The 23,782-nt window shown below is 69.5% G+C and carries 21 protein-coding genes; 14 read left to right on the top strand and 7 right to left on the bottom strand.

Annotation, left to right across the window (positions count from 1 at the left end; genetic code table 11):
• The first annotated feature begins 22 nt into the window (after window positions 1-22).
• From WC555_RS09560 to WC555_RS09530, 7 genes are all read left to right on the top strand, one after another.
• Window positions 23-343 (top strand): DUF3253 domain-containing protein, encoded by a 321-nt coding sequence (locus WC555_RS09560; protein ID WP_373253128.1) that lies wholly within the window; start codon window positions 23-25, stop codon window positions 341-343.
• A complete protein-coding gene (locus WC555_RS09555; protein WP_373253127.1) occupies window positions 327-932 on the top strand; it encodes a uracil-DNA glycosylase family protein in 606 nt (201 codons plus the stop codon). Before WC555_RS09560 ends, WC555_RS09555 begins: the two co-directional genes overlap by 17 nt.
• A 106-nt stretch (window positions 933-1,038) precedes the next feature.
• Entirely contained in the window at window positions 1,039-2,109 is a 1,071-nt protein-coding gene (locus tag WC555_RS09550) for an alpha/beta fold hydrolase (protein ID WP_373253125.1), read from the top strand.
• Between the two features lie 201 nt (window positions 2,110-2,310).
• A complete protein-coding gene (locus tag WC555_RS09545) occupies window positions 2,311-3,402 on the top strand; it encodes a Glu/Leu/Phe/Val dehydrogenase (protein WP_373253123.1) in 1,092 nt (363 codons plus the stop codon).
• Window positions 3,403-3,678: 276 nt separating this feature from the next.
• Window positions 3,679-5,733: a cell cycle histidine kinase CckA gene (gene cckA, locus WC555_RS09540; RefSeq protein WP_373253121.1), complete on the top strand. Its 2,055-nt coding sequence runs from the start codon at window positions 3,679-3,681 to the stop codon at window positions 5,731-5,733.
• Between the two features lie 69 nt (window positions 5,734-5,802).
• Window positions 5,803-7,635 carry a DUF885 family protein gene (locus WC555_RS09535; protein ID WP_373253119.1) on the top strand — a complete coding sequence of 611 codons (1,833 nt, stop codon included), beginning with the start codon at window positions 5,803-5,805 and terminating at the stop codon, window positions 7,633-7,635.
• Window positions 7,636-7,702: 67 nt separating this feature from the next.
• Window positions 7,703-9,496 carry a DUF885 family protein gene (locus WC555_RS09530; RefSeq protein ID WP_373253118.1) on the top strand — a complete coding sequence of 598 codons (1,794 nt, stop codon included), beginning with the start codon at window positions 7,703-7,705 and terminating at the stop codon, window positions 9,494-9,496.
• Here WC555_RS09530 and WC555_RS09525 read toward each other — a convergent pair.
• Entirely contained in the window at window positions 9,493-10,407 is a 915-nt protein-coding gene (locus tag WC555_RS09525) for a LysR substrate-binding domain-containing protein (RefSeq protein ID WP_373253117.1), read from the bottom strand. The two genes, WC555_RS09530 and WC555_RS09525, sit on opposite strands and share 4 nt — an antisense overlap.
• A gap of 99 nt (window positions 10,408-10,506) precedes the next feature.
• Between WC555_RS09525 and WC555_RS09520 the strand changes: the two genes are divergently transcribed.
• The gene (locus WC555_RS09520; protein ID WP_373253115.1) at window positions 10,507-10,638 is read left to right on the top strand and encodes a hypothetical protein; all 132 of its coding nucleotides are present in this window, start codon (window positions 10,507-10,509) and stop codon (window positions 10,636-10,638) included.
• A 231-nt stretch (window positions 10,639-10,869) separates the two neighbouring features.
• Window positions 10,870-12,720, top strand: a complete 1,851-nt coding sequence (locus tag WC555_RS09515; protein ID WP_373253114.1) for a DUF885 family protein — start codon at window positions 10,870-10,872, stop codon at window positions 12,718-12,720.
• Window positions 12,721-12,897: 177 nt separating this feature from the next.
• Here WC555_RS09515 and WC555_RS09510 read toward each other — a convergent pair whose 3' ends face one another.
• The 3 genes from WC555_RS09510 to WC555_RS09500 form a co-directional block, all read right to left on the bottom strand.
• Window positions 12,898-13,806 (bottom strand): NAD(P)/FAD-dependent oxidoreductase, encoded by a 909-nt coding sequence (locus tag WC555_RS09510; RefSeq protein ID WP_373253113.1) that lies wholly within the window; start codon window positions 13,804-13,806, stop codon window positions 12,898-12,900.
• Complete coding sequence (locus WC555_RS09505) at window positions 13,803-14,906, bottom strand: DUF1176 domain-containing protein (RefSeq protein ID WP_373253112.1); 1,104 nt, start codon at window positions 14,904-14,906, stop codon at window positions 13,803-13,805. The genes WC555_RS09510 and WC555_RS09505 overlap by 4 nt, the downstream gene beginning before the upstream one ends.
• Before the next feature lie 76 nt (window positions 14,907-14,982).
• Window positions 14,983-15,147, bottom strand: a complete 165-nt coding sequence (locus tag WC555_RS09500) for a hypothetical protein (RefSeq protein ID WP_373253111.1) — start codon at window positions 15,145-15,147, stop codon at window positions 14,983-14,985.
• Window positions 15,148-15,344: 197 nt separating this feature from the next.
• On the opposite strand from WC555_RS09500, the gene WC555_RS09495 reads away from it, so the two are divergent.
• The 3 genes from WC555_RS09495 (at window position 15,345) to WC555_RS09485 (ending at window position 17,995) form a co-directional block, all read left to right on the top strand.
• On the top strand, window positions 15,345-16,562 hold the full coding sequence (locus tag WC555_RS09495; RefSeq protein ID WP_373253110.1) for an NADP-dependent isocitrate dehydrogenase: 1,218 nt from the start codon (window positions 15,345-15,347) through the stop codon (window positions 16,560-16,562).
• A gap of 202 nt (window positions 16,563-16,764) precedes the next feature.
• The gene (locus WC555_RS09490) at window positions 16,765-17,367 is read left to right on the top strand and encodes a DUF2939 domain-containing protein (protein WP_373253108.1); all 603 of its coding nucleotides are present in this window, start codon (window positions 16,765-16,767) and stop codon (window positions 17,365-17,367) included.
• Window positions 17,368-17,440: 73 nt separating this feature from the next.
• Window positions 17,441-17,995, top strand: coding sequence for a DUF2939 domain-containing protein (locus WC555_RS09485; protein ID WP_373253106.1), 555 nt, complete (start codon window positions 17,441-17,443; stop codon window positions 17,993-17,995).
• Here the strand turns inward: WC555_RS09485 and alaS are convergent.
• Complete coding sequence (gene alaS / locus WC555_RS09480) at window positions 17,992-20,664, bottom strand: alanine--tRNA ligase (RefSeq protein WP_373253105.1); 2,673 nt, start codon at window positions 20,662-20,664, stop codon at window positions 17,992-17,994. The two genes, WC555_RS09485 and alaS, sit on opposite strands and share 4 nt — an antisense overlap.
• A 163-nt stretch (window positions 20,665-20,827) precedes the next feature.
• On the opposite strand from alaS, the gene WC555_RS09475 reads away from it, so the two are divergent.
• Entirely contained in the window at window positions 20,828-21,172 is a 345-nt protein-coding gene (locus WC555_RS09475; RefSeq protein WP_373253103.1) for a DCC1-like thiol-disulfide oxidoreductase family protein, read from the top strand.
• A 212-nt stretch (window positions 21,173-21,384) separates the two neighbouring features.
• Here the strand turns inward: WC555_RS09475 and recA are convergent, their stop codons facing one another.
• A complete protein-coding gene (gene recA / locus WC555_RS09470; protein ID WP_373253102.1) occupies window positions 21,385-22,470 on the bottom strand; it encodes a recombinase RecA in 1,086 nt (361 codons plus the stop codon).
• A 306-nt stretch (window positions 22,471-22,776) separates the two neighbouring features.
• Between recA and WC555_RS09465 the strand changes: the two genes are divergently transcribed.
• Entirely contained in the window at window positions 22,777-22,926 is a 150-nt protein-coding gene (locus WC555_RS09465; RefSeq protein WP_373253101.1) for a hypothetical protein, read from the top strand.
• A gap of 97 nt (window positions 22,927-23,023) precedes the next feature.
• Here WC555_RS09465 and WC555_RS09460 read toward each other — a convergent pair whose 3' ends face one another.
• Window positions 23,024-23,782, bottom strand: a complete 759-nt coding sequence (locus WC555_RS09460) for a helix-turn-helix transcriptional regulator (protein ID WP_373253099.1) — start codon at window positions 23,780-23,782, stop codon at window positions 23,024-23,026.

Below are 23,782 nucleotides of genomic sequence, written 5' to 3'. Positions count from 1 at the left end.
CGCAATGCACCATACAGGCCCGATGAGCGACCCCATCGAAACCGCCATCTTCGAAAAATTGGCGAAGGCCGACCCCAAGGGCGTCGGCGGCAAGAGCATCGAACCGGCCGACGTGGCCAAGGAGCTGCAGCCCGAGCAGTGGCAGCGGATGTTGCCCAAGGTGCGGCACTGCGCCCTGGGCCTGATGCGTCAGGGCAAGCTGACCATCACCAAGAAGGGCAAGCCGGTCGATCCGAACGCCTTCAAGGGCGTCATCCGCCTGCGCCTGCCGACCGAGGCCGAGACGGCCGCGGCGCTGGCCGCCCTGCCGGCCGTCGTCGAGGACGATGACGACTTCGCCTGATCCGACCGATGGCCTTCAGGCCGTCCTGGACGACATCCGCGCCTGCCGGGCCTGCCTCGGCCATCTTCCCCATACGCCGCGCCCGGTGGTCCGCGTCTTTCCCGGGACGCGGCTGCTGATCTGCGGCCAGGCTCCGGGCCGGCGGGTGCATGAGAGCGGCCTGCCGTTCACCGACCCGTCGGGCGACCGGCTGCGCCAGTGGATGGGGGTCGACTACGAGAACTTCTACGCCGACCAGCGGCTGGGCGTCGCGGCCCAGGCCTTCTGCTATCCGGGGACGGCCCCGAAAGGCGGAGACTATCCGCCGCCCCGGCGTTGCGCCGAACTGTGGCGGCCGCGGTTGCTGACCGAGCTGCCGGGCGTCGAGCTGACCCTGCTGGTCGGCGGCTACGCCCAGGTCTGGGCGCTGGGCGACCGGGCGAAGATCAACATGACCGAGACGGTGCGGGCGTGGCGCGACCATGCGCCGGACATCCTGCCCCTGCCGCACCCGTCGTGGCGCAACACGGCCTGGCTGCGGGGGAATCCGTGGTTTGAGGACGAGGTGCTGCCCTACCTCAGGGAGCGGGTGCGTGGCATCCTCGTCTGATGCGCGCAGTCCCGACGATCGCCTCTTCCCTTCTCCCCTCGGGGGAGAGGGGGGCCGGGGGGGCGGGAGGGGGGGGCCGTCGGCCTCACGCTCGCCGGTGGTCAGGTTGCGAGCGGACCGCGCCCCCTCATCCGAGCGGCTTCGCCGCCCACCTTCTCCCCCGAGGGGAGAAGGGCGCAGTCTCGCCCTGACCCTCATCCTCACCCTGACCCTCGCCGCCTGCGCCACCCCGGCCGTCCAGCCGCCCCTGACCCCGCCGCCTGGCTTCGCCGGCCCCTCGGTCGAAGCGCAGGCCCTGGTCATGGACGACGGCGCGCGCCTGCCCCTGGTTCGCTGGACGCCCGAAACCGGCGAGCCCTGGGCCGTCATCATCGGCCTGCACGGCATGAACGACAGCCGCGCCGCCTTCCGCCTCGCCGGTCCCTGGTGGGCCGGGCGCGGAATCGAGACCTGGGCCTTCGACCAGCGCGGCTTCGGCGGCGCGCCCGGTCGCGGCGTCTGGGCCGGCGAGGCGCGGATGGCCGAGGACCTGCGCACCGCCGTCGCTCTGGCCCGGGCGCGTCATCCCCGCGCCGTCATCGCCGTCGCCGGAGAGAGCATGGGCGGCGCGGTCGCCGTCGCCGCCTTCGGCTCGGACCGCCCGCCCGCGGCGGATCGGGTCATCCTGCTGGCGCCGGCCGTCTGGGGCTGGTCGGCGCAGGGGCCGGTCAATTCGGTCGGTCTGTGGATCGCCGCCCGCGCCATGGGCGACCGCGCCGTGGCCGCGCCGGAATGGGCCGTGCGGGACCTGCCGGCGTCCAGCAACCGGCTGGAGCTGATCCGCAACGGCCGCGATCCCGCCAGCATCCTGTCGACCCGGTTCGACGCCCTGTACGGCCTGGTGAACCTGATGGAGCGCGCCTCGGTCCGGCTGGGCGAGATCCGCGCGCCGACCCTGCTGCTCTACGGCGGCCACGACAATGTCATCCAGAGGGATCCGATGCGCCGGGCGCTGGAGCAGGCGGGCGAACGGCCCGGCTTGCGCACCGGCTTCTATCCCGACGGCTGGCACATCCTGAACCGCGACCTCGAAGCGGAGACCGTCTACCGCGACGTCGAGGCCTGGCTGCGCGATGCGGCCGCGCCGTTGCCGTCGGGTGCGGGACCAGTGCTGCCCGCCCTCAGGGATGAGGGATGAGGGATGACGTTCCGGTCTGCGCCGTCCGCCTGACCCTCCGCCCAAACCTGTCCCCCATCCCTCATCCCTCATCCCTGGTCCTCGCGCCTACCCTCGCCCTTCCCGCCCACGCTGACGTCAAACCGCCATGCTTGCGGTGTTATCCGTCGCGGCGTAAACGCGCGCCAACAAAAAAACACCCCGGGAGACGCTCAAGTGAGCATGACGCTGTTTGATTCCCCGTCCTTCGCGAACCACGAAGGCGTCCATGCTGTCTTTGACGAAAAGACCGGCCTGCGTGCGATTATCGCTGTTCACTCGAGCGCGCGCGGCCCGGCCGTCGGCGGCACCCGGATGTGGAACTACGCCTCCAGCGCCGAAGCCCTTGAGGATGTGCTGCGCCTGTCACGCGGCATGAGCTACAAGAACGCGGTCGCGGACCTGGAAATGGGCGGCGGCAAGTCGGTCATCATCGGCGATTCCAAGACCCAGAAATCCCCCGAGCTGTTCCGCGCCTTCGGCCGCGCCGTCGATACGCTGGGCGGCCTCTACTATGCGGCGGAAGACGTCGGCGTGTCTGTCGCCGACATCGCCGAGGCCCGCAAGGTCACCCCCTATGTGCTGGGCCTGAACGACGGTCCCGAGGCCTCGGGCGATCCGAGCCCCGTCACCGCCGAGGGCGTCTATCGCTCGACGCTGCTGGCGGCGAAACGCCTGTGGAACCAGGACGACCTGACGGGCCTGACCGTCTCGGTCCAGGGCATCGGCCACGTCGGCGGCTATCTGGCCGACAAGCTGTACGCCGCCGGCGCCAGGCTGATCATGACGGACGTCAACACGGCCCTGCTGGCCGAGGTCGCCGCCCGCACCCATGCCGAGATCGTGACCCCCGACGCCATCTATGACGTCAAGGCCGACATCTACGCCCCCTGCGCCCTCGGGGCGACGCTGAACCCGCAGACCCTGGACCGTCTGACGGTCAAGGCGGTGGTCGGCGCCGCCAACAACCAGCTGGCCACGCCGGATATCGGCCAGATCCTGTTCGAACGCGGCGTGCTCTACGCCCCCGACTATGTCGTCAACGGCGGCGGCATCATCAACGTGGCTTCGGAACTGAAGGCGCGCCAGACCGGCGGCGCCTACGACCCGGCCTGGGTTGAGGCCAGGCTGTCGCGCCTGATGGACACCCTGGAAGAGATCATGGATCGCTCGGCCGCCGAGAAGCGCCCGACGCACGAGATCGCCGACGCCATCGCCGAGGCCCGCATCAACGCCGCCCGCGACCGGAAGGCCGAGCAGCGCAAGGCGGCTTAGTCGTCCGTTCCACCCGCCGTGCACCCCGGCGAACGCCGGGGTGCACGGTGATAAGTCAGACTCCCGGGGCTCCCTGCGTCCAAATCTGACGTGCCGGCCGTCCAGTCTGCGTCCTGCCCGATTCCGCAACGCCCTTCGCGCCGCGGACGAAGCGCACGATGTGAACGATGTGAACGGTGTGAACGGTATTTTTCGACCGCGAGGGCCGGATTCGCGCCTCGGGGGCATACGGACCACTATCGCCTGAACCGCCCTTCTGATTCGGGCCGAGGCGCCATGACCGCAACCTCCAGGACCCCACCCCCGGCCCGAGCCTTCGACCCGCTGCTGATCCTCATGGCGGTGGGCTTCATCGTGGCCGTCGCGGCGCTGGCCTGGCCCGCCTTCCGCTCGGATCCCATGAGCGCGCCGGGGCTGGTGCTGATCTTCACCGTCGGGGCCGTGGCCCTGATCGGCCTGTTCTCGTTCTCGCGCGGCGAGTCCCGCAAGCCGATGGCCGACGCCGCCGTCGACCTGCTGGACGCCATGGCCGAGCCGGCCGCCCTGGTCTGGGCCACCGGCCAGGTGCTGGCCTTCAACGGCGCCTGGGCCGAGGCCAACGGCGCCACCACCGCCCTGCCGAAGGGCAAGTCGGCCTCGGCCCTCTACATGGCCTTCGCCCAGGCCCGCGCCGGCCAGCAGGGCCGCGCCATCGTCGTCATCGGCGACCGCGAGCAGGAGGTGCTGATCGGCGCAGCGGGGGAGGGCCGGTTCCTCGTTCGCGCCGCGCCGGAGGCTGTCCTGCCCGTCGGCGCCATGGCCAGCCACCGGCCCGCCACGATCTCGAACGCCGTGGAAAGCCGCGCCATGGCCGCCGGGGCGCCGTTCGGCTCGGCGGTCATCGCCGCCGAAGACCTGTTCGCCGGCAAGGTCGAGGAGGCCAACGCCGCCCTGTCGGTGCTGACCGGCCCCGCCGCCGCGCGCGACGCCGCCTTCGGCCATCTGTTCGATCCGGCGGGCGTCAACGAGGCCCGCGTCAAGCTGGAGGACGGCTCCTCAGGCCCGATCGAGCTGGTCGCCCGCGCCTTCCCGGACAAGATGCTGCACCTCTATGTGGCCCCCGAGGGCGACAAGCGGCGCATCTGGCTGTTCGACGTCTCGGCCCAGAAGTCGATGGAGCTGCAGCTCTCGCAGGCCCAGAAGATGCAGGCCGTGGGCCAGCTGGCCGGCGGCGTGGCCCACGACTTCAACAACCTGCTGACCGCCATCCAGCTGCAGCTCTCGGGCTTGCTGGAGCGCCATCCGGTCGGCGATCCCTCGTACGAGGGCCTCAACGAAATCCGCCAGACCGCCATCCGCGCCGCCGACCTGGTGCGCAAGCTGCTGGCCTTCTCGCGCAAGTCGACGGTCCGCCGCGAGCGCCTCGACCTCGGCGAGCTGGTGGGCGAGTTCGCCGTCCTGCTGCGCCGCCTGCTGCGCGAGGACGTGCGGCTCGAGACCGACTACGGCCGCGACCTGCCGGTGGTCCTGGCCGACAAGAGCCAGCTGGAGACGGCGGTGATGAACCTGGCCGTCAACGCCCGCGACGCCATGCGCGGCGTGGTCGAGCCGGGCGCCGGCGTGGTCACCATCCGCACCGCCCGCCTGACCGCCGACGAGGCCCGCGCCCTGGGCTGGACCAGTCCGGCCACCGACGTGGTCGCCCTGATCGAGGTGACCGACAGCGGCCCGGGCGTGCCGCCGGAACTTCTCGACAAGATCTTCGAGCCCTTCTTCACCACCAAGGCGGTGAACGAGGGCACGGGCATGGGTCTGGCCACCGTCTACGGCATCGTCGAACAGGCCGGCGGCCACATCAACGTGTCCAATGGGCCGGCGGGCGGGGCCGTGTTCCGCATCTTCCTGCCCGAGGCGGCGGAAGCCGAACTGGCCGAAATCGCGCCGGTCGAGATCAAGGTGAAGGCCCCGCGCGACCTGTCGGGCGCCGGCCGCATCCTGTTCGTCGAGGACGAGGCCGCCGTGCGCGGCATCGCCGCCCGCCTGCTGCGCCAGCGCGGCTATGAGGTCATCGAGGCCGCGGACGGCGAGGAGGCGCTGGAGCTCGCCGAACAGCACGCCGGGACCATCGACATGATGATCTCGGACGTCATCATGCCCGGCCTCGACGGGCCGGCCCTGCTGAAGAAGGCGCGGCCCTTCCTCGGCGATGCGCCCGTCCTGTTCATCTCGGGCTATGCGGAAAGCGACTTCTCGGACCTGCTGCAGGATGAGGTCGGAGTGTCCTTCCTGCCCAAGCCGCTGGACATCAAGACCCTGGCCGAGCGGGTCAAACAGGAACTGCACGCCGGCTGAACCATCGGTAACTTGCCAATCGCCGCCCGGCGCCATCCTCTGGCGCCTCGCGCCACGGAGCCTGCCGTCATGATCAATCGTCGCCGCCTGCTGTTCACCGCCGCCGCCGGAGCGGGCCTCGCCGCCTGCGGCCAGGCCCTGGCGCAAACGCCCGCCGCCGCGGGCTCGGCCTCGGCCGCGCTCACCGCCCTGATGGACAAGGTCGTGCAGACCTTCCTGCTGGAGTCTCCCGAGACCCTGACCTCCCTGGGCATGGACAAGGGACCGATGGCGGCGATGAAGTCCCGGCTCGACGACCGCTCCCAGGCCAAGATCGACGCCGACCGGGTCGTGTTCCGGGGCCAGATGGGCGAGCTTGCGGCCATCGACCGGAGCGCCCTGCCCGAGACCGAAGGCGTCTACCACGACACCCTGACCTTCTTCGGCGACACCCAGATGATGGGCGAGCGCTTCCCCTATGGCGGCGGCGGGTTCGGCCCGGCGCCCTACACCATCTCCCAGCTGACCGGGTCGTATCAGGGCCTGCCCGACTTCCTCGACACCCAGCACGCGATCGAGACGGCCGAGGACGCCGAGGCCTATCTGTCGCGCGTGGCCGCCTTCCCGACAGCGCTGGATCAGGAAACCGCGCGGATGCAGGCCGATTTCGCGGCCGGCGCGGTGCCGCCGGACTTCGTCATCGACAAGACCCTGCTCCAGCTCGCCAACCTCTATGACACCCCGCCCGACCAGTCGGTCCTGACCACCTCCATCGTGCGCCGGGCCGGCGAGAAGAACCTCGCCGGCGACTGGGGCGCGCGCGCGCGACGGATCGTCGAGACCGAAGTCTATCCGGCCCTGCGCCGTCAGGCCGACGCCATGCGCGCCCGCCGCGCCGACGCGACCCATGACGCCGGCGTCTGGCGCCTGCCCGACGGCGAGGCCTATTACGACTGGGGCATCCGCAGCTACACCACCTCGACCCTGTCGGGCGCCGAGATCCACGCCCTCGGCCTGCAACAGGTGGCCGAGCTTTCGGCGCGCGCCGACGTGCTGCTGAAGGCCCAGGGCCTGACCCGGGGATCCGTGGGCGAGCGCATCTCCGCCCTCGGCAAGGATCCGGCGCAGCTCTATCCCAACACCGACGCGGGCAAGGCCCAGCTGCTGGCCGACCTCAACGCCCAGATGGCCGACATGGCCAAACGCCTGCCGCAGTATTTCGGCCGCATCCCCGCCGCCCCGGTCGAGATCCGCCGCGTGCCGACCTTCATCGAGGCGGGCGCGCCCGGCGGCTACTACAACTCGCCCGCGCTCGACGGCTCGCGGCCCGGCGCCTACTACATCAACCTGCGCGACACGTCGGAATGGCCGCGCATGCAGCTGCCGACCCTGACCTATCACGAGGCGTCGCCGGGCCATCACCACCAGATCGCCCTGCAGCAGGAACAGGCTGACCGCCCCTTGCTGATGAAGGTGCTGGGCTTCTCGGCCTATTCCGAGGGCTGGGCGCTCTATTCCGAACAGCTGGCCGACGAGATGGGCGTCTATGCCGACAACCCGATCGGCCAGATCGGCTATCTCCAGTCGCTGCTGTTCCGCGCCACCCGGCTGGTCGCCGACTCCGGGCTGCACCACAAGCGCTGGAGCCGGGAACAGACCATCCGCTACATGGTCGAAACCCTCGGCGATTCCGAGACGGCGGTCACCACCGAGGTCGAACGCTATTGCGTCTGGCCGGGCCAGGCCTCCAGCTACAAGGTCGGCCATAACAAGTGGGTGGAGCTGCGCGCCAGGGCCCAGGCCGCGCTCGGCGACCGCTTCGACATTCGCGCCTTCCACGACGCCGGCATGAACGCCGGCGGGGTGCCGCTGACCGTGCTGGACAAGATCATGTCCGACTGGATCGCGGCCCAGCGCGCCTGAACCCGAAAGCTGCCCATCCGGCTCGCGCGCGGGCCGGATGGGCAGCCACGCCAAGCAGGAATTCCCCATGATCGACCGCCGCCGCCTGATGCTTTCCGCCGCCGGCCTGGGCCTGCTGGCGGCCCTGCCCGCCGCCGCCCAGACCCCGGCGATGTCCGGGGCGGACGCCCGGCTCGACGCCATGCTGACCCGCTGGTTCAACGAGAACGTGGACCTGTCGCCGGAATACGCGACCAACCTGGGCCTCGACCGCGACGCCCGCGCCGCCCTGTCGGGCCAGTTGCGGCAGGTCGGGCTGGCTGACGCCGAGGCCGACCGCGTTCGCGCCCGCGCCCGCTGGGCCGAGATCCAGACGGTGTCGGAAGAGGGCCTGTCGGATCAGGCCAAGGTCTCGCTGGCCGTCTATCGCTTCACGGCGGAGGGCGCGGCCCGGGCGGCGGACATCCCGTACGGCGGCGGCATCGGTCCCTATGTCGTGACCCAGCGGTCGGGGGCCTATTTCTCGGTGCCGGACTTCATGGCCAACCAGCACCGGCTGGAGACCGAGGCCGACGCGGAAGCCTTCATCTCGCGCCTGTCCGCCTTCGCCCGGGTGCTGGATCAGGAGAGCGAGCGGATCACCGCCGATGCGGCCCTGGGCGTCATGCTGCCGTCCTTCCTGATGGACAAGACCCTGACCCAGCTGCGGACCCTGCGCGACACCCCGGCCTACGACATGGCCATGATCCAGGCGCTGATCCGCAAGACGGACGAGCGTGACATGATCGGCGACTGGGGCGCCCAGGCCGCCCAGGTGGTCGATGCCGAGATCAAGCCGGCCCTCGCTCGCCAGATCGCGGCCTTTGAGGCCCAGCGTCCTAACGCCACGGAGGATGCGGGGGCGTGGAAGCTGCCGCAGGGCGACAAGGCCTATGCCCTGGCCCTTCGCGCCTACACCACCACCGACTACAACGCCCAGGACATCCACGACATCGGCCTGCAACAGGTCGCCTCGATCCAGGCCGAGATCGACACGATCCTGAAGGGCATGGGCATGGCCGACGGTTCGGTCGGCGAGCGGATCAAGGCGCTCAGCGAGGACCCGCAATATCTCTGGCCCAATACGGACGAGGCCAAGGTCGCGCTGATCGGCTCCCTGAACGAACAGATGGCGGCGCTGAAGCCGCTGCTGCCGCGCGTATTCAACACCCTGCCCACAGCGGCGGTGGAGATCCGGCGCGTGCCGCCGGCCATCGAGCTTGGCGCGCCGGGCGGATACTACCAGGCCGCGTCGCTGGATGGCTCGCGACCGGGCGCCTACTACATCAACCTGTCCAACACCGCGAACTGGCCCAAATGGGGTCTGCCGACCCTGACCTATCACGAGGCGTCGCCCGGCCACCATTTCCAGATCACCGTGGCGCGGGAGGCGGGCAGCCTGCCCATCTATCGCCGCGTCGCCGGCAACTCCGCCTACAATGAAGGCTGGGCGCTCTACGCCGAGCGCGTCGCCGCCGACGACCTGGACGTCTACGCCGGAAACCCGCTGGGCCGGGTGGGCTATCTTCAGTCCTACCTGTTCCGCGCCGTCCGGCTGGTGGTCGACACCGGCCTGCATCACAAGCGCTGGAGCCGCGACCAGGCCATCCGCTACATGATCGACGAATGCGGCGAGCCGCCGGAGTCGGCCGAAAAGGAGATCGACCGCTACTGCGTCTCCATCGGTCAGGCCTGCTCGTACAAACTGGGCCAGACCGTGATCGCCCGCCTGCGCGCCGAGGCTGAGGCCCGTCCCGGCTTTGATCTCAAGGCCTTCCACGACCGCGTGCTGCTGAACGGCTCTGTGCCGCTGGCGGTGCTGGAAGGGCTGATGCGGAGCTAGAGGCTCGCGCGCGCCTCGACGATCGTCGGATCGGCGTCGGCCTGGGCCGCCAGCCACTCGCGGAAGCGGGCGATCTTGGGCGATCGCCTGCGGCCCTCGGGCCAGACCAGATAGTAGCCGGTGTGGAATGACACCGACTGGGCGAAGGGGCGAACCAGCAGGCCGTTGCGCAGCTCGCGTGCAAACAGGATAGGCGAGGCCAGGGCGACGCCCTGGTCGCCCAGGGCGGCCGCGACCTCAAGCACCTGATAGTCGGCGGTCAGACGGCTCATGGGCTGGGTTCCGCCGCTGACCCCGGCCGCGGCGAACCAGGCGGCCCATTCCTTCTCCATGCCGATGCGCGGCGCGTCCAGCAGGTCGGCGGGCCGGGTCAGGTTCAGCCGTTCGGCCATGGCCGGGCTGCACACGGGGGTGAAGACACTGGGCATCAAAAGCTGGCTCTCCATCCCCGGCCAGTCTCCATGGCCGGAGCGGATGCCGACGTCGAACCCCTCACGCGCCAGGTCCAGCAGCATCGGACTGGTGTCCAGCCGCACCGCCAGCCCGGGGTTGGCCACCTGGAACGTCCCCAGTCGCGGGGCCAGCCACTGCGCCGCCAGCGAGGCCAGGGTGGTGATCGACAGGATGTGCTCGTCCGCCTCGGTCAGGTCGCTGACGGCACGGCGCAGGAGGGTCATCGCTTCGGTGGCGGCCCGCGACAGCCGTTCCCCGCCATCGGTCGGCTGAACCTCGCGCGGCAACCGCCGGAACAGGCTCTGGCCCAGCCGGCCCTCCAGCGCCTTGATCTGCCAGCTGACCGCGGCCTGGGTCATGCCCAGTTCCTCGGCCGCGCGCGTGAAGCTCCTGAGACGGGCGGCGGCCTCGAACACGCGGATCGAGGCGAGGGGAATGCCAGCGAGAGGATCGGCCATAAGTGAACCTTATGTGAGCAACCTACAATCTGGTTTGTCCAGCGCCCCTGTCAAGCTCATCCTGATCATATCAGCAAGGCAAGGCCAGAGGAGGCCGAGATGGAAGAGATGCATCACACCCATAAGGAGCCTGCATGGGGTTGGCTCTCGGTCCTGCAGGACTGGCGCCGCAGCCGGACCCGCCGGCGCCTGCGCTCGCCGGACCGCATCATCACGCCCTGGAGCCGCTGAGACCCTTTCGCCAATCCGGTCCGCCGCAGGCGAAATTTCCTTCTCCCGTGCATGATCGTCGGCCCTTCCAGGGGGTCGGGGCCCGGATCCTGGAGTCTCCTGCTCCCGGGGTCCGGGTCGAGCCGCGTCCGGCCCTGAGCGTTGGATCCCCCGCCCCCGGACCGCGCAGGCGACGGCTTGTCAGGCGGAGTCTCCCGCGCGAGGGTGCGGGCTGTCCGTTGGGGGAAACCTATGCTCAGCCGCCGCCGCCTGTTGACGTCCGCCGCCGGCGGGCTGGGGCTTCTCGCCCTTCCCGCTCTCGCCCGTGCGGGGGTTCCCTCGTGGCAAGGCGACGGACCGTCCCGGGCCCGCGCCCTCTATGACGTCATCTTCGAAGGCGTGCTTGAGGCGTCGCCCATCGGCGCCACCGGTCTGGGCCTGGACGTCGGTCCGCGGGCGGGCCTGAAATCCCGCCTCGACAGCCGGAGCTACGCCGACCGCCTGAACATCTTCAAGCCCATGGTCGAGGCGCGCCCGGCGCTGGCGGCGCTTGACGCCTCGGCCCTGACCGGCCGCGACCGCTCCGACTACGACAGCGTGGTCTGGATGGCGGACCGCTCGGCCGAGATCGCCGCCTTCCCGTTCGGCGGCGTCGACAGCTACGGCTATCCCTGCCCCTATGTCGTCAGCCAGCTGACCGGTCTGTATCAGGCGGTCCCCGACTTTCTCGACAGCCAGCATACGGTCGCCACGGCGGCCGACGCCGACGCCTATCTGGCGCGGCTGGAAAGCTTCGCCGAAGGCCTCGACCATGAGACCGGACGATCCGCCATGGATGCGGCCGATCATGGCGTCATCCCGCCCGACTTCGTGATCAACAAGGCGCTGACCCAGCTTCGCGCCCTGCGCCGCGAGACCGGAGAAAGCGCCGGCCTGGTTCAGTCGCTGGTCCGCAAGACCGCCGCGGCCGGGATCGCCGGAGACTGGGCCGGTCGGGCGAGGGCGCTCGTGGACGGGCCGGTCGCCGCCGCGCTGGACAGGCAGATCGCCCAGATGGAGCGGCATCTTCCCAACGCCGCCCATGACGCCGGGATCGGCGCGCGTCCGAACGGCGAGGCCTATTACAACCTCTGTCTCCGGTTCCAGACATCGACCGGGCTGACCCCGGCGGAGGCGCATCAGGTGGGCCTGGAGCAGGTGGGGCGGATCGAGGCCCTGGCGGACCCCCTGCTGCGCCAGCGCGGCTATACGCAGGGCTCGGTCGGGGCGCGGCTGACCGCCTTCGGCAAGGAGCCTCGCTATCTCTATCCGAACACGGACGATGGGCGCGCGGCCCTGCTGGCCGACCTCAACCGGCAGGTCGCCGCGGTCGAGGCGCGGTTGCCGCAGATGTTCGAACGCCTGCCGAAGGCGCGGGTCGAGGTGCGCCGGGTGCCGCCGTCCATCGAATTGGGCGCGCCGCGCGGCTATGCCCAGAGCCCGTCGCTGGATGGGTCGCGGCCGGGCGCCTACTACATCAACCTGGTCGATACGGCGATCTGGCCGCGCTGGGCCCTGCCGACCCTGACCTATCACGAGAGCCTGCCGGGCCATCACCTTCAGGGCGCGCTGGCGCTGGAGGCGACTGACACGCCGCTGCTGCTCAAGTCGCTCGGCTTCAACGCCTATGGCGAGGGCTGGGGCCTCTACGCCGAGCAACTGGCCGACGAACTGGGCATGTATGACGACTTCCCGGAAGGGAAGCTGGGTTATCACCAGTCGTTCCTGTATCGCGCCGCCCGCATCGTCATCGACACCGGCGTCCACGCCCTGGGCTGGAGCCGCGAACAGGCCATTCGATACATGATCGAGACGGTGGGCCTGGCGCCCGCGGCGGCCGAGAGCGAGATCGAGCGCTACTGCGTCTGGCCGGGGCAGGCCTGCGGCTACAAGATCGGCCACACCGAGATCGACCGTCTCAGGACGGTCGCTCGCGAGCGCACCGGCGACCGCTTCGACATCAAGAGCTTCCACTCGGCGGTGCTGGACGGCGGTGCGATGCCGCTGGAGGTGCTGGGCCGGGTGGTCGATCAGTGGGTGGCGGCGCGGCTGGGCGGAGCCTGACCGACGGACGGTCCGGACGGTCGAAAAACACCGTCCGGACCGTCCGGCTCGTCCGGATGATCAACTTGCGACGGCGTGAGCGAATTCATTCGATTGTCAAAGACCGGACCTCGACGGGTTCGGTCAGTCAAACATGCACCTGCGTCGGTTCTGGACGCAGGCGCTGATCACGAGCGGTCAATCGCGCACCGTCCAGCCGTCGGCCTCACGCAGGCGGTTGTGGATCGCTGTGGCGGCGACGGCCGCCTCGGCGCCGGCGACCGCGATCTGGTTCAGGCCGCGCACGACGTCGCCGGCTGCGTACAGGCCCTTCACGCTGGTCTGCTGGTGCGCATCGACGAACAGACGTCCGTCCTCGCCGACCCTCGCATCCAGCCCCTCGGCCAGATCCGCATTCGGCGAGGCGCCCAGGGCCGAATAGACCGAGTCGAAGCTGCGGAACGTCCCGCCCCAACTCAGCGCCGTGACCCGGTCGCCTTCAAGCCGGACGTTGTCGATGGGCGCGCAGATCAGTTCGATGCCCATACGCGTCATCTCGTCCCGCGCGGTCAGGGCCTCGGGCGGGCCGATGTGGATCAGGGTCACCCGGTCGGAATAGGTGCGCAGGAAGGCCGCCTCGCGCACGCCCTTGTCGTCGTCGCCGATCACCGCGACGGCCTTGTCGCTGACCTCGTAGCCGTCACAGATCGGGCAGATGCGGACCAAAGCCCGCTCGATGGCGCGCTCGACGCCGGGCAGATCAGGATGGTGGTCGATCACCCCGGTGGCCAGCAGCACCGAGCGGACGTGGAGGTCGCGACCGTTCAGCCGGGCGATGAAGCCGTCGCCGTCGCGGGTCAGGCTTTCGACCCGTCCGCCCTCGATGACTGCGCCATATTCCGTCGCCTGTTCGGTCATCCGGCTCAGGATCGCGTCGCCGGGGATGCCGCTGGGAAAGCCCGGCATATTGTGGCTCAGCGGTATCCAGCGGGCGCGTGATGCGCCACCGTCGGCGACAAGGACCCGCCGCCGGAAGCGCGCCAGATAGGTCGCCGCGGTCAGGCCCGCGGGCCCGGCGCCGACGATCAGGACTTCGGCTTCGTTCATCGCGTCCGCCAGGTCGTCGGCCAGAAATCGGCCGGGATCCCCCAGCACTCCGTCATGGCCGTCTCCGAGCTCAGGACAAAGCCGCGGCCTGTCCATGTCCAGGTCGATGCCGTGCCGCAGTCCCCGATACCTCGCCCCTTGGAGAAGGCGCTTATGGTGCGGGTTTCCGCGTCATAGCCGCCGTTGATAGTGCCGGCGCTGCTTTCGCCGTTCGCTGAAAGCAGGCTCACGGCGCGCGGGTTCCGCCCGCCCGGCCCGGTCAGATACCAGTCGTGACCGACGTTGTAGGCCCCGACGAAACAGGGCACGGCCCAGAGTTCGGTCGAAACGTCCAGCCGCGCCGACATGACCTCGTCGCTGACCGCGCTGTCGCCGGTCTCGGCCCGGCAGGCCTTGACCGCGGCCACCGCCTCCAGCGCGGGGGGAAGGGTCTGGCCGCTGTCGCCAAAACCGGTCTGGGCGATCGGGGGCGCGGCGACCACCCGGGGCGCCGGCGCGGGGCCGGGCACGGACGATGCGGGGCGCGTTCCCTTGCGGACGAGGGCGGTGGGGGTGTCCAGTCGGCCCTGACGCTCGTCGATCCACAGCATCGCCGCAGATGCGCCCGACAGCGACATCTCGACCGTCTCGCCGCCCCCCGTCAGGGTCAGACTCCGCCCTGCCGCCAGTCCGGACACGACCGCCGGGACGTCAGCCGCAGCGACCTCCGCCGCGCCGACCGGATCGTGGTCCCCGGCGACGGCCGCCGCGACATGGCGTCGGCCGTCCAGGGTCAGGGTGATGGGGCCGGTCAGGCCGTCGCCGCCGGAAGGCCAGAAGCCGACCGAAACGGTCCGCGCGCCGTCCGGCCCCGGCGCCGAGCCGACCCGCACCCAGCCCGTGCCCTCGCTGGTCGGCCCGAAGGCGACGCAGTCGTTGGTGTTGTCGCAGATGGCCAGCCAGTCGCGGAATTTGCGGGTTTCGCTGCGGGCCCCCGAGGCGGGCGTGGTGGATTCTTCCTCAACTGCGCCACCCGGAGCCTGGGCCGCCGCTTTTTCACCCGCCTGGCCGCACGCCGCCAACACCATGGCCGCCAGGCAAACCCCTCCAAAACGTCGCATCGTCGATCCCCGATCTCGCCCAGGCCCAGCGCCTTTCCGGACGATACCCGAAATCTGCGAGGGACGTCCCATCCTGTCAGCCCGCGGAGCGACAGCCCGCACCCGATACGCGGGCGGCATCCGCAAGGCGGGCTTCGTGGTCACTGAGGACACGCCGCATCAACTCGGCGTCGATCAGGATCGGAGTCTCAGAGAAGGCGATGATCCACCGCTGAACCAGTACTTTGGTTTCGATATCCAACAGATGTCCCTGCACGAACAGGAAGCCGCCCTTCCCGGCGACAGAACCACGCTGTTGCGATGTGGTTCAGCTTGGCCGCACAGACTTTTTTCCGGATCGGGGCTCAACACGCCAGCCTTCGCCCCTTTGCGCCCGCCGGCTCGCGCCGCTATACCGCGCCCCTTACTCCCCATTCCCAGTCAGAGGCGAACACCCGCATGGCCAAGATCAAGGTCGCCAATCCCATCGTGGACATCGACGGCGACGAGATGACCCGGATCATCTGGCAGATGATCAAGGACAAGCTGGTCTTCCCCTTCCTGGACGTCGACCTCGACTACTACGACCTGTCGATGGAGAACCGCGACGCCACCGACGACCAGGTGACGATCGACGCGGCCCATGCGATCCAGAAGCACGGCGTGGGCGTCAAATGCGCCACCATCACCCCCGACGAAGCGCGGGTGAAGGAGTTCGGCCTCAAGAAGATGTGGAAGTCGCCGAACGGCACCATCCGCAACATCCTGGGCGGCGTGGTCTTCCGCGAGCCGATCATCTGCTCGAACGTGCCCCGTCTGGTTCCCGGCTGGACCCAGCCGATCGTCGTCGGCCGCCACGCCTTCGGCGACCAGTACAAGGCCACGGACTTCCTCGTTCCGGGTCCGGGCAAGCTGACCATGAAGTGGGTCGGCAATGACGGCCAGGAGCAGAACTACGAAGTGTTCGACTTCCCCTCGGCCGGCATCGCCATGGGCATGTACAACCTCGACGACTCGATCACCGAGTTCGCCCGCGCCAGCTTCGCCTTCGGCCTGGGCCGGAACTTCCCGGTCTATCTGTCGACCAAGAACACGATCCTGAAAGCCTATGACGGCCGCTTCAAGGACATCTTCCAGAAGGTGTTCGAGGAGGAGTTCGCCGCCGACTTCAAGGCCAAGGGCCTGACCTATGAGCACCGCCTGATCGACGACATGGTGGCCGCGGCCATCAAATGGTCGGGCGGTTTCGTCTGGGCGTGCAAGAACTACGACGGCGACGTGCAGTCCGACGTGGTGGCCCAGGGCTTCGGCTCGCTCGGGCTGATGACCTCGGTGCTGATGACGCCGGACGGCAGGATACTGGAGTCGGAAGCCGCCCACGGCACCGTCACCCGCCACTACCGCCAGCACCAGAAGGGCGAGGCGACCTCGACCAATTCCATCGCCTCGATCTACGCTTGGACGCGCGGCTTCTCTCACCGGGCCAAGCTGGACGACAACGCCGAACTGGCGACCTTCGCCGACACGCTGGAGCGCGTCGTCGTCGAAACCGTCGAGGCCGGCTTCATGACCAAGGATCTGGCGCTGCTGGTCGGTGATCAACAGAGCTGGCTGACCACCGAGGGCTTCCTCGACAAGGTGGCCGAGAACCTCACCGCGGCGATGAAGGCGTCCTAGAAGGGCGCTAACGCTCGCGGCGCGGTCGCTCGCTGTTTGAGCGCCCGCACGAAGCGCCAGGCCGCGTCGGGTCGGGAGGTCCCGTAGGGCCGACGACCGCGGCCCAACGAAAAGAGGCTCGCCGGACTCGCGTCCGGCGAGCCTTTCGTTTGAGCCCGAACGGGGTTCGTGCATTGTGGCGCCAGGACGTCGGGGATCCACCATGAAGTTTGTCGGCAGGCTCATCGTCGCTTTCATCGCCGTTGCGGTGATCAGCTTCTTCGCCGCCCCCGGCGTCGCCTTCTTCGCCGTGAGATCAGCGGCCGACGCCAATGACGCCGCCGGCCTGGCGCGGCTGGTCGACTATGCGGCCGTGCGCCAGTCGCTGCGGCCCCAGCTGGACGGCAATCCCGCCGCCATGGCCCCGGCCCCGTCCTTCATGGAAGACCCGATCGGCGCCGTACGTCGCCAGATCGAACAGGCGGCGGCGCCCCAGGCTCCGGATGTCGAGGGCTATCTGACTCCGCCCGCTCTCGCAGCCCTGACCCGGGGAGAGGGCCGTTACGCCGCGCAACGCACGGGCGGTCCCTTGCCGTCGCCGGACGCCACGACCACGGGCGGGCCGATGCCGAAGCCGGTGTATTGGGGCATGAACCGCGCCCGAATGAGCGTGACCGACGAGGGCGGCTCCGAGACCATCTTCACCTTCGAGCGCAAGGGGCCGTTCGAATGGAAGCTGGTCCATATCGGCCTGCCCGACGGCGTGGCGCCGGCGCCTGCCCGCGCCGTGCCGACGGTCGGCGACAGCGGCGGCAAGGCCGGCTGATCGCGGACTGGCGTTGCCGGCCGATTCCCGGTTACCGTGACGGCGGGAAGGCGTTTCGACGCCAGAGGGAAGCATGACCAGAAAGATCCTCATCGGCGTCGCCGTGGCGGCCGTGGCCGTCTTCATGCTCGCATGGGCCGCGTCGCCCATCCTCGCGGCCAAGGCCCTGATCAAGGCGGCGAAGGCCGGTGACGAGCGCAGGATCGAGCAGCTGGTGGACTTTCCGTCCCTGCGCGCCAGCCTCAAGGACGAACTGAACGATGAGCTGGTCGCCCGCATGCGGCGCGATCCGCGCGTGGTCGAAAGCGGGCTGGGCGGTCTGGGCATGATGCTGGCGCCCATGCTGCTGTCCGGCGCGGTGGACACCTTGGTCACGCCGGAAGTGGTGGCGAACATGGTCACCACGGCTGAAGCCCCGGATCCGACGCGGCCCGGCGACCCCGATCCCGCTGACAAGCGGGACGGAAACGACATCCACCAGTCCTGGGGCTATCGCAGCCTGAACGAATTCGCCGTCACCCTGACTGACCGCGACCGGCCTGACGACCATCTGGCCCTGATCCTGGAGCGGCGGGGCCTGTTCGACTGGAAGCTGGCCGCGGTGGACCTGCAGAGCGCGCCAGCCTAGGCGGCCTGGGCCCCCAGGGTCGCCCGCACCGCCGCCAGACCGGCCTCGGCCTTCGATCCGTCGGGCGCGCCGCCCTGGGCGAAGTCGGCCTTGCCGCCCGCGCCCTGTCCGCCCATGGCGATGACCGCCGCGCGCGCCAGGTCGGCGGCGTTGACCTTGTCGGTGATGTCCGAGGTCACGGCGACGGTGATCGCGGCCTTGCCGTCAGTGACTCCGACCAGGGCGACGACGCCCGAGCCGACCTGTTTGCGGAAGTCCTCGGCCACGCCGCGCAGGCCCTTGCCGTCGACGCCGTCCAGCACGCGGGCGATCAGCTTGACGCCGGCGATCTCTTCGGGCGCGGCGTTGGCGGACGCTCCGCCGCCGCCGAGGGCCAGTTGCTTCTTCAGGTCGGCGACCTGCTTCTCCAGCGCGCGGCGGTCGGCGGTCAGGGCCTCGACCCGCGCCGGCACGTCGGCGACCTGGACCTTGAACGACTGGGCCAGCGACTTCGCCACCCCGGCCTGGGCCAGCAGATACTGGCGCGCGGCCTCGCCGGTCAGGGCCTCGATGCGGCGCACGCCGGCGGCGATGCCGGTCTCGGAGGTGATCTTGAACAGGGCGATGTCGCCAGTGCGGGCCACATGGGTGCCGCCGCACAGCTCGACCGAATAGGGCCCCTCGCCGGTCAGGGCGCGGCCCAGCGTGAGGACGCGGACCTCGTCGCCGTATTTCTCGCCGAACAGGGCGACGGCGCCGGCGGCGATGGCCTCCTGAGGGGCCATCATCTTCGTCTCGGCGGGCAGGTTCTGGCGGATGACGGCGTTCACCTCGTCCTCCATCCGGGCCAGTTCGTCCTCGGTGACGGGGGCGTTGTGGCTGAAGTCGAAACGCAGGCGTTCGGCGTCGACCATCTGGCCCTTCTGGGCCACGTGGCCGCCCAGCACATTGGCCAAGGCCTTGTGCAGCAGGTGGGCGGCGGAGTGGTTGGCGCGGGTGGTCAGGCGGGCGTCGGCGCCGGCGCGCAGCTGGGCCCGGGCGCCGACGGCCAGGGTTCCGGATGTGACCTCGATGCGGTGGGCGAACAGGTCGCCGGCGTGTTTCTGGACGTCCAGCACTGTGGCCGAGCCCTGCTGGCCGTGCGTGTCGGTCCATTCGATCTCGCCGCGGTCGCCGGCCTGGCCGCCGCCTTCGCCGTAGAAGGGGGTCTGGTCGAACAGGACTTCGGCGGTCTCGCCGGATGACAGTTCGTCGACCGAGGCGCCGTCGCGGACGATGGCGAGGACTTCGCCCGATCCCTCAATGGCGTCATAGCCGGTGAAGGCGGTGGGGCCGAGGCGGTCGCGCAGGGCCAGCCATTCGCCGGTCGAGGCGGTCTGGCCCGAGCCGGTCCAGTGTTCGCGGCTGCGGCTGCGCTGTTCGTTCATGGCGGCGTCGAAGGCGTCGGTGTCGACGGTGAAGCCGCGGCGGCGGGCCTCGTCCTGGGTCAGGTCGAGTGGGAAGCCGTAGGTGTCATAGAGGGTGAAGGCCGTCTGGCCCGACAGGACGCCGCCCTCGCCGAGGTCGCGCGACGCGTCCTCCAGCAGGCCCATGCCGCGGCCGAGGGTGGTGCGGAAGCGGATCTCTTCCTGCTTCAGGGTGTCGGTGATGAAGGCCTCGGCGCGGCGCAGCTCGGGGTAGGCCTCGCCCATCTCGGCGACGAGGGTCGGCACCAGGCGGTGCATCAGGGGATCGGCGGCGCCCAGCAGGTGGGCGTGGCGCATGGCGCGGCGCATGATGCGGCGCAGGACGTAGCCGCGGCCCTCGTTCGAGGGCGTGACGCCGTCGGCGATCAGGAAGGACGAGCTGCGCAGGTGGTCGGCGATGACGCGGTGGCTGGGCGTGCGGTCGCCTTCGGCCTTCGTACGGGTGGCGTCTTCCGAGGCCGCGATCAGGGTGCGGAACAGGTCGGTCTCATAGTTGGAATGGACGCCCTGCAGCACGGCCGCGATGCGCTCGAGGCCCATGCCGGTGTCGATCGACGGCTTCGGCAGCAGGGTGCGGCTGCCGTCGGCGGCCTGTTCGAACTGCATGAAGACGTTGTTCCAGATCTCCACGAAGCGATCGCCGTCCTCATCCGGCGAACCGGGAGGGCCGCCGGGGATGTGGTCGCCGTGGTCCCAGAAGATTTCGGTGCAGGGGCCGCAGGGGCCGGTGTCGCCCATGGACCAGAAATTGTCGGAGCCGGCGATGCGGACGATCCTGGAGTCCGGCAGGCCGGCGATCTTCTTCCACAGGTCGAAGGCCTCGTCGTCGTCGATATAGACGGTGACCATCAGCCGTTTGGCGTCGAGGCCGAACTCTTTCGTGCACAGGTTCCACGCCATCTCGATGGCGTGTTCCTTGAAATAGTCGCCGAAGGAGAAATTCCCCAGCATTTCGAAGAAGGTGTGGTGGCGGGCAGTGTAGCCGACGTTGTCGAGATCGTTGTGCTTGCCGCCGGCGCGGACGCATTTCTGCGAGCTGGCGGCGCGCTTGTACGGGGGCGTGGCCGCGCCGGTGAAATAGTCCTTGAACGGCACCATGCCCGCATTGACGAACAGCAGGGTCGGGTCGTTCTGCGGCACCAGGGGCGCGGAGGCGACCGTCTCGTGCCCGTCGGCCGCGAAATAGTCGAGGAAGGTCGAGCGGATCTGGTTCAGGCTGGACATGACGGTGCGCGTTCGGTCGGGGAGAAACGGGGAACGGGCGTCATATAGGGGTTTGGGCGCCAATGCATCACCCGGCCGTGAACACGGGCGGGCCGACCGGCCCGGACCGGACAGATCGCCGCACGTGGCCGCCGGGGCGCCTTGAGCGGGTATAGAGGGGCCCATGTCCAAGCTTGAAGTCTGGTTCGACGGCGGCTGTCCCCTGTGCCGGCGCGAGATCGCCCTGATGCGCCGGCTGGACCGGCGCGGCGCCATCGCCTTCACCGATGTGGCGGACGGCGAGGCGTCCTGTCCCATCGCCCGGACCGAGCTGCTGGCCCGGTTTCATGCGCGGGAGGCGGGGGTGATGCTGTCGGGCGCCGCCGCCTTCGCCGCCATGTGGCGGGCCATTCCGGTCCTGCGGCCGCTGGGGCTGGCGGCGCGGAACCGGACGGTGCTGGGCCTGCTGGAGCGCCTCTACATCGCCTTCCTGCGGATACGCCCGACGCTGGTTCGGGCGCTTGGCTGAGAAAAATGGCCGCCCGGTCCGGGTGGAGACCGGACGGCCGCTCCGTCCGGCCCGGCCCACACGGGGTCGGTGGCGGGTCGCGGGACCCGGCCGGAGAAGGTGGGGGGAGGTAGACTCTTCGGCCGAAAAACACCGTCTAAAGAGTCTACCCAGTCCAAACATGGGCCGCGAAACCATCGGCCGAAGCGGATGGAACGACCGCTACGTCCGGGTCAGCCCTCGAGGTCCTGGCCCTCGTCGGGTTCGGGGGTTCCCAGCAGTTCCTCGGCGATCTTGGTGGTCGAGGCGCGCACGGCCTTTTCGATCGAGTCGGCGACGTCGGGATTGGCCTTGAGGAAGGCGCGCACATTCTCGCGGCCCTGGCCGATGCGCTGGCTGTCGTAGGAGAACCAGCTGCCCGACTTCTCGACGATGCCGGCCTTGACCCCCAGGTCGATGATCTCGCCCAGTTTGGAGATGCCTTCGCCGTACATGATGTCGAAGATGACCTCGCGGAACGGCGGGGCGACCTTGTTCTTGACCACCTTGACCCGGGTGGTGTTGCCGACGACCTCGTCGCGGTCCTTGATCGCGCCGGTGCGGCGGATGTCGAGGCGGACCGAGGCGTAGAATTTCAGCGCGTTGCCGCCCGTCGTCGTTTCCGGCGAGCCGTACATGACGCCGATCTTGTGACGGATCTGGTTGATGAACAGGACGATGCACTGCGACTTGTTGATCGAGGCGGTCAGCTTGCGCAGCGCCTGGCTCATCAGGCGGGCCTGCAGGCCGGGCAGGCTGTCGCCCATCTCGCCCTCGATCTCGGCGCGCGGCGTCAGGGCGGCGACGGAGTCGACCACCACGATGTCCACGGCGCCCGAGCGCACCAGGGTGTCGACGATCTCAAGCGCCTGTTCGCCCGTGTCGGGCTGGGACACCAGCAGGTCGTCGAGATTGACGCCCAGCTTCTGGGCGTAGCCCGGATCCAGCGCATGTTCGGCGTCGACGAAGGCGGCGGTGCCGCCGGCCTTCTGGATCTCGGCCACGGTGTGCAGGGCCAGGGTCGTCTTGCCCGAGCTTTCCGGCCCGAACACCTCGATGACGCGGCCGCGCGGCAGGCCGCCGATGCCGAGCGCCATGTCGAGGCCCAGCGAGCCGGTCGAGACGGACGGAATCGCCTCCAGCGCCGCGCCGCCCCTGCCGAGCTTCATCACCGAGCCCTTGCCGAAGGCGCGGTCGATCTGGGCGATCGCCGCCTCCAGAGCCCGCTGTTTGTCGCCGTCGTCCCGGGTCACCAATTTCAGATTCGCCTGTGCCGCCACCTTGCCACTCTCCCTTGCCATGATTCCCGTTCGGTACCTGGAGGAGAGGCCCGCCTTCGGTCCGATGACCGTGACCCACTCCCTGTTGAGGCGCAGTTAGTACACGGTTTGTTCCGGTTGCCAATATGTTCTTTCGCGCTGACCGGCGGATGGCGACGAGCATGCGACCGATATTGACGTAGGTGGGCCCTGCCGGGTCGCGTCGGCCCTGAAGACCGGCGTTCGATAACAGCCCTTGCGTTCAAGAGCAGATGGATCGGCGGCGATAGAAGACGGTCATCGACAATGACAACCAAGGAGACTTTCATGTTCCCCACCGAAACCAACACCTCCCAGGCCGATCTGGCGCCGGCCAAGGGCCCATGCGCCGCCGACGGCGCCTGCGCCTGCGGTCCCGACTGCCAGTGCGGCGACGACTGCCGTTGCACGACCGAGACGAACTGCGCCTCGAACTAGTGCGCGCCGGATGACGGGCCGACCCGGGGTCGGTCCGTCTTCACCTGTCCTGCATGGGCGCCGCCCTCGGGCGCCTGCCGTTTCACTCGATCCAGGGTCAGGTCAGCATCTGCAGCGCCGTGGGGGCGACCCCGAACATCCGCCTGAAGGTGCGGCTGAGGTGCGCTGAATCCGAGAACCCGGCCTCATGCGCCGCGGCAGTAAGCGGCGACCCCCTTGCCACGATCGCGACAGCCTTGCTGAGCCTCAGCCACAGAAGGTAGGTCTTGAACGGCAAGCCGGTCTGCTCGACGAACAGGTGCCGCAATCGGCTCGACGAAAGGCCCGCAACCGGGACGGCGTCAGCCAGGCTCAGCGTCCGATCAAGGCGTTCACTCGCCCACACGATGACCTTCCGGATTCTGTAGTCAGGAATCTCGGCTCGCTCGTCGGCCGCCAGCGCGCCGACGAGTCTCCGTCCCCACGCGACTATCTCGCTGTCAGCGGCGCGCCAGTCAGACGTCGTCAAGGCCGCCAACTCGGCCGCAAGAAGAGGCGATGGCGCAAGCTCGGTCAGGGTTCCGGAGATATGGCGGGAGGCGAGTCCCCGGCCAAGCCGGCTTTCGGGCTCCACAAACAGAAGGGCGATGCGCCCCTCCGCTTCAAAGCGATGAAGGCCGTCCGCCGCCACCACCGTATCGGTGGTCGTACTCGCTTCATCCTCCGCGACCAGCCGGAAGGTTCCTCCAAGGCTGAAGGTTACCTGAATGGCGTGGTGGGCGTGGAAATCGGTGCTTCGGGTTTCCCCCTCGAAGCGGGCGGCGTCGACGAGCCAAAGGCTGCCGCCTTCCCACAGCACAACACGCGTTTGCGCCAA

The sequence above is a fragment of the Brevundimonas sp. genome, from assembly GCF_041648615.1.
Classification (GTDB): domain Bacteria; phylum Pseudomonadota; class Alphaproteobacteria; order Caulobacterales; family Caulobacteraceae; genus Brevundimonas.
This window is presented reverse-complemented; position numbering and strand designations above follow the sequence as displayed.

What these genes read in the sequence shown, in the direction of transcription:
- WC555_RS09560 (WP_373253128.1), top strand. Translation starts at nt 23, where the DNA reads ATGAGCGACCCCATCGAAACCGCCATCTTCGAAAAATTGGCGAAGGCC.
- WC555_RS09555 (WP_373253127.1), top strand. Translation starts at nt 327, where the DNA reads ATGACGACTTCGCCTGATCCGACCGATGGCCTTCAGGCCGTCCTGGAC.
- WC555_RS09545 (WP_373253123.1), top strand. Translation starts at nt 2,311, where the DNA reads ATGACGCTGTTTGATTCCCCGTCCTTCGCGAACCACGAAGGCGTCCAT.
- cckA (WP_373253121.1), top strand. Translation starts at nt 3,679, where the DNA reads ATGACCGCAACCTCCAGGACCCCACCCCCGGCCCGAGCCTTCGACCCG.
- WC555_RS09535 (WP_373253119.1), top strand. Translation starts at nt 5,803, where the DNA reads ATGATCAATCGTCGCCGCCTGCTGTTCACCGCCGCCGCCGGAGCGGGC.
- WC555_RS09530 (WP_373253118.1), top strand. Translation starts at nt 7,703, where the DNA reads ATGATCGACCGCCGCCGCCTGATGCTTTCCGCCGCCGGCCTGGGCCTG.
- WC555_RS09525 (WP_373253117.1), bottom strand. Translation starts at nt 10,407, where the DNA reads ATGGCCGATCCTCTCGCTGGCATTCCCCTCGCCTCGATCCGCGTGTTC.
- WC555_RS09520 (WP_373253115.1), top strand. Translation starts at nt 10,507, where the DNA reads ATGGAAGAGATGCATCACACCCATAAGGAGCCTGCATGGGGTTGGCTC.
- WC555_RS09515 (WP_373253114.1), top strand. Translation starts at nt 10,870, where the DNA reads ATGCTCAGCCGCCGCCGCCTGTTGACGTCCGCCGCCGGCGGGCTGGGG.
- WC555_RS09510 (WP_373253113.1), bottom strand. Translation starts at nt 13,806, where the DNA reads ATGAACGAAGCCGAAGTCCTGATCGTCGGCGCCGGGCCCGCGGGCCTG.
- WC555_RS09505 (WP_373253112.1), bottom strand. Translation starts at nt 14,906, where the DNA reads ATGCGACGTTTTGGAGGGGTTTGCCTGGCGGCCATGGTGTTGGCGGCG.
- WC555_RS09495 (WP_373253110.1), top strand. Translation starts at nt 15,345, where the DNA reads ATGGCCAAGATCAAGGTCGCCAATCCCATCGTGGACATCGACGGCGAC.
- WC555_RS09490 (WP_373253108.1), top strand. Translation starts at nt 16,765, where the DNA reads ATGAAGTTTGTCGGCAGGCTCATCGTCGCTTTCATCGCCGTTGCGGTG.
- WC555_RS09485 (WP_373253106.1), top strand. Translation starts at nt 17,441, where the DNA reads ATGACCAGAAAGATCCTCATCGGCGTCGCCGTGGCGGCCGTGGCCGTC.
- alaS (WP_373253105.1), bottom strand. Translation starts at nt 20,664, where the DNA reads ATGTCCAGCCTGAACCAGATCCGCTCGACCTTCCTCGACTATTTCGCG.
- WC555_RS09475 (WP_373253103.1), top strand. Translation starts at nt 20,828, where the DNA reads ATGTCCAAGCTTGAAGTCTGGTTCGACGGCGGCTGTCCCCTGTGCCGG.
- WC555_RS09465 (WP_373253101.1), top strand. Translation starts at nt 22,777, where the DNA reads ATGTTCCCCACCGAAACCAACACCTCCCAGGCCGATCTGGCGCCGGCC.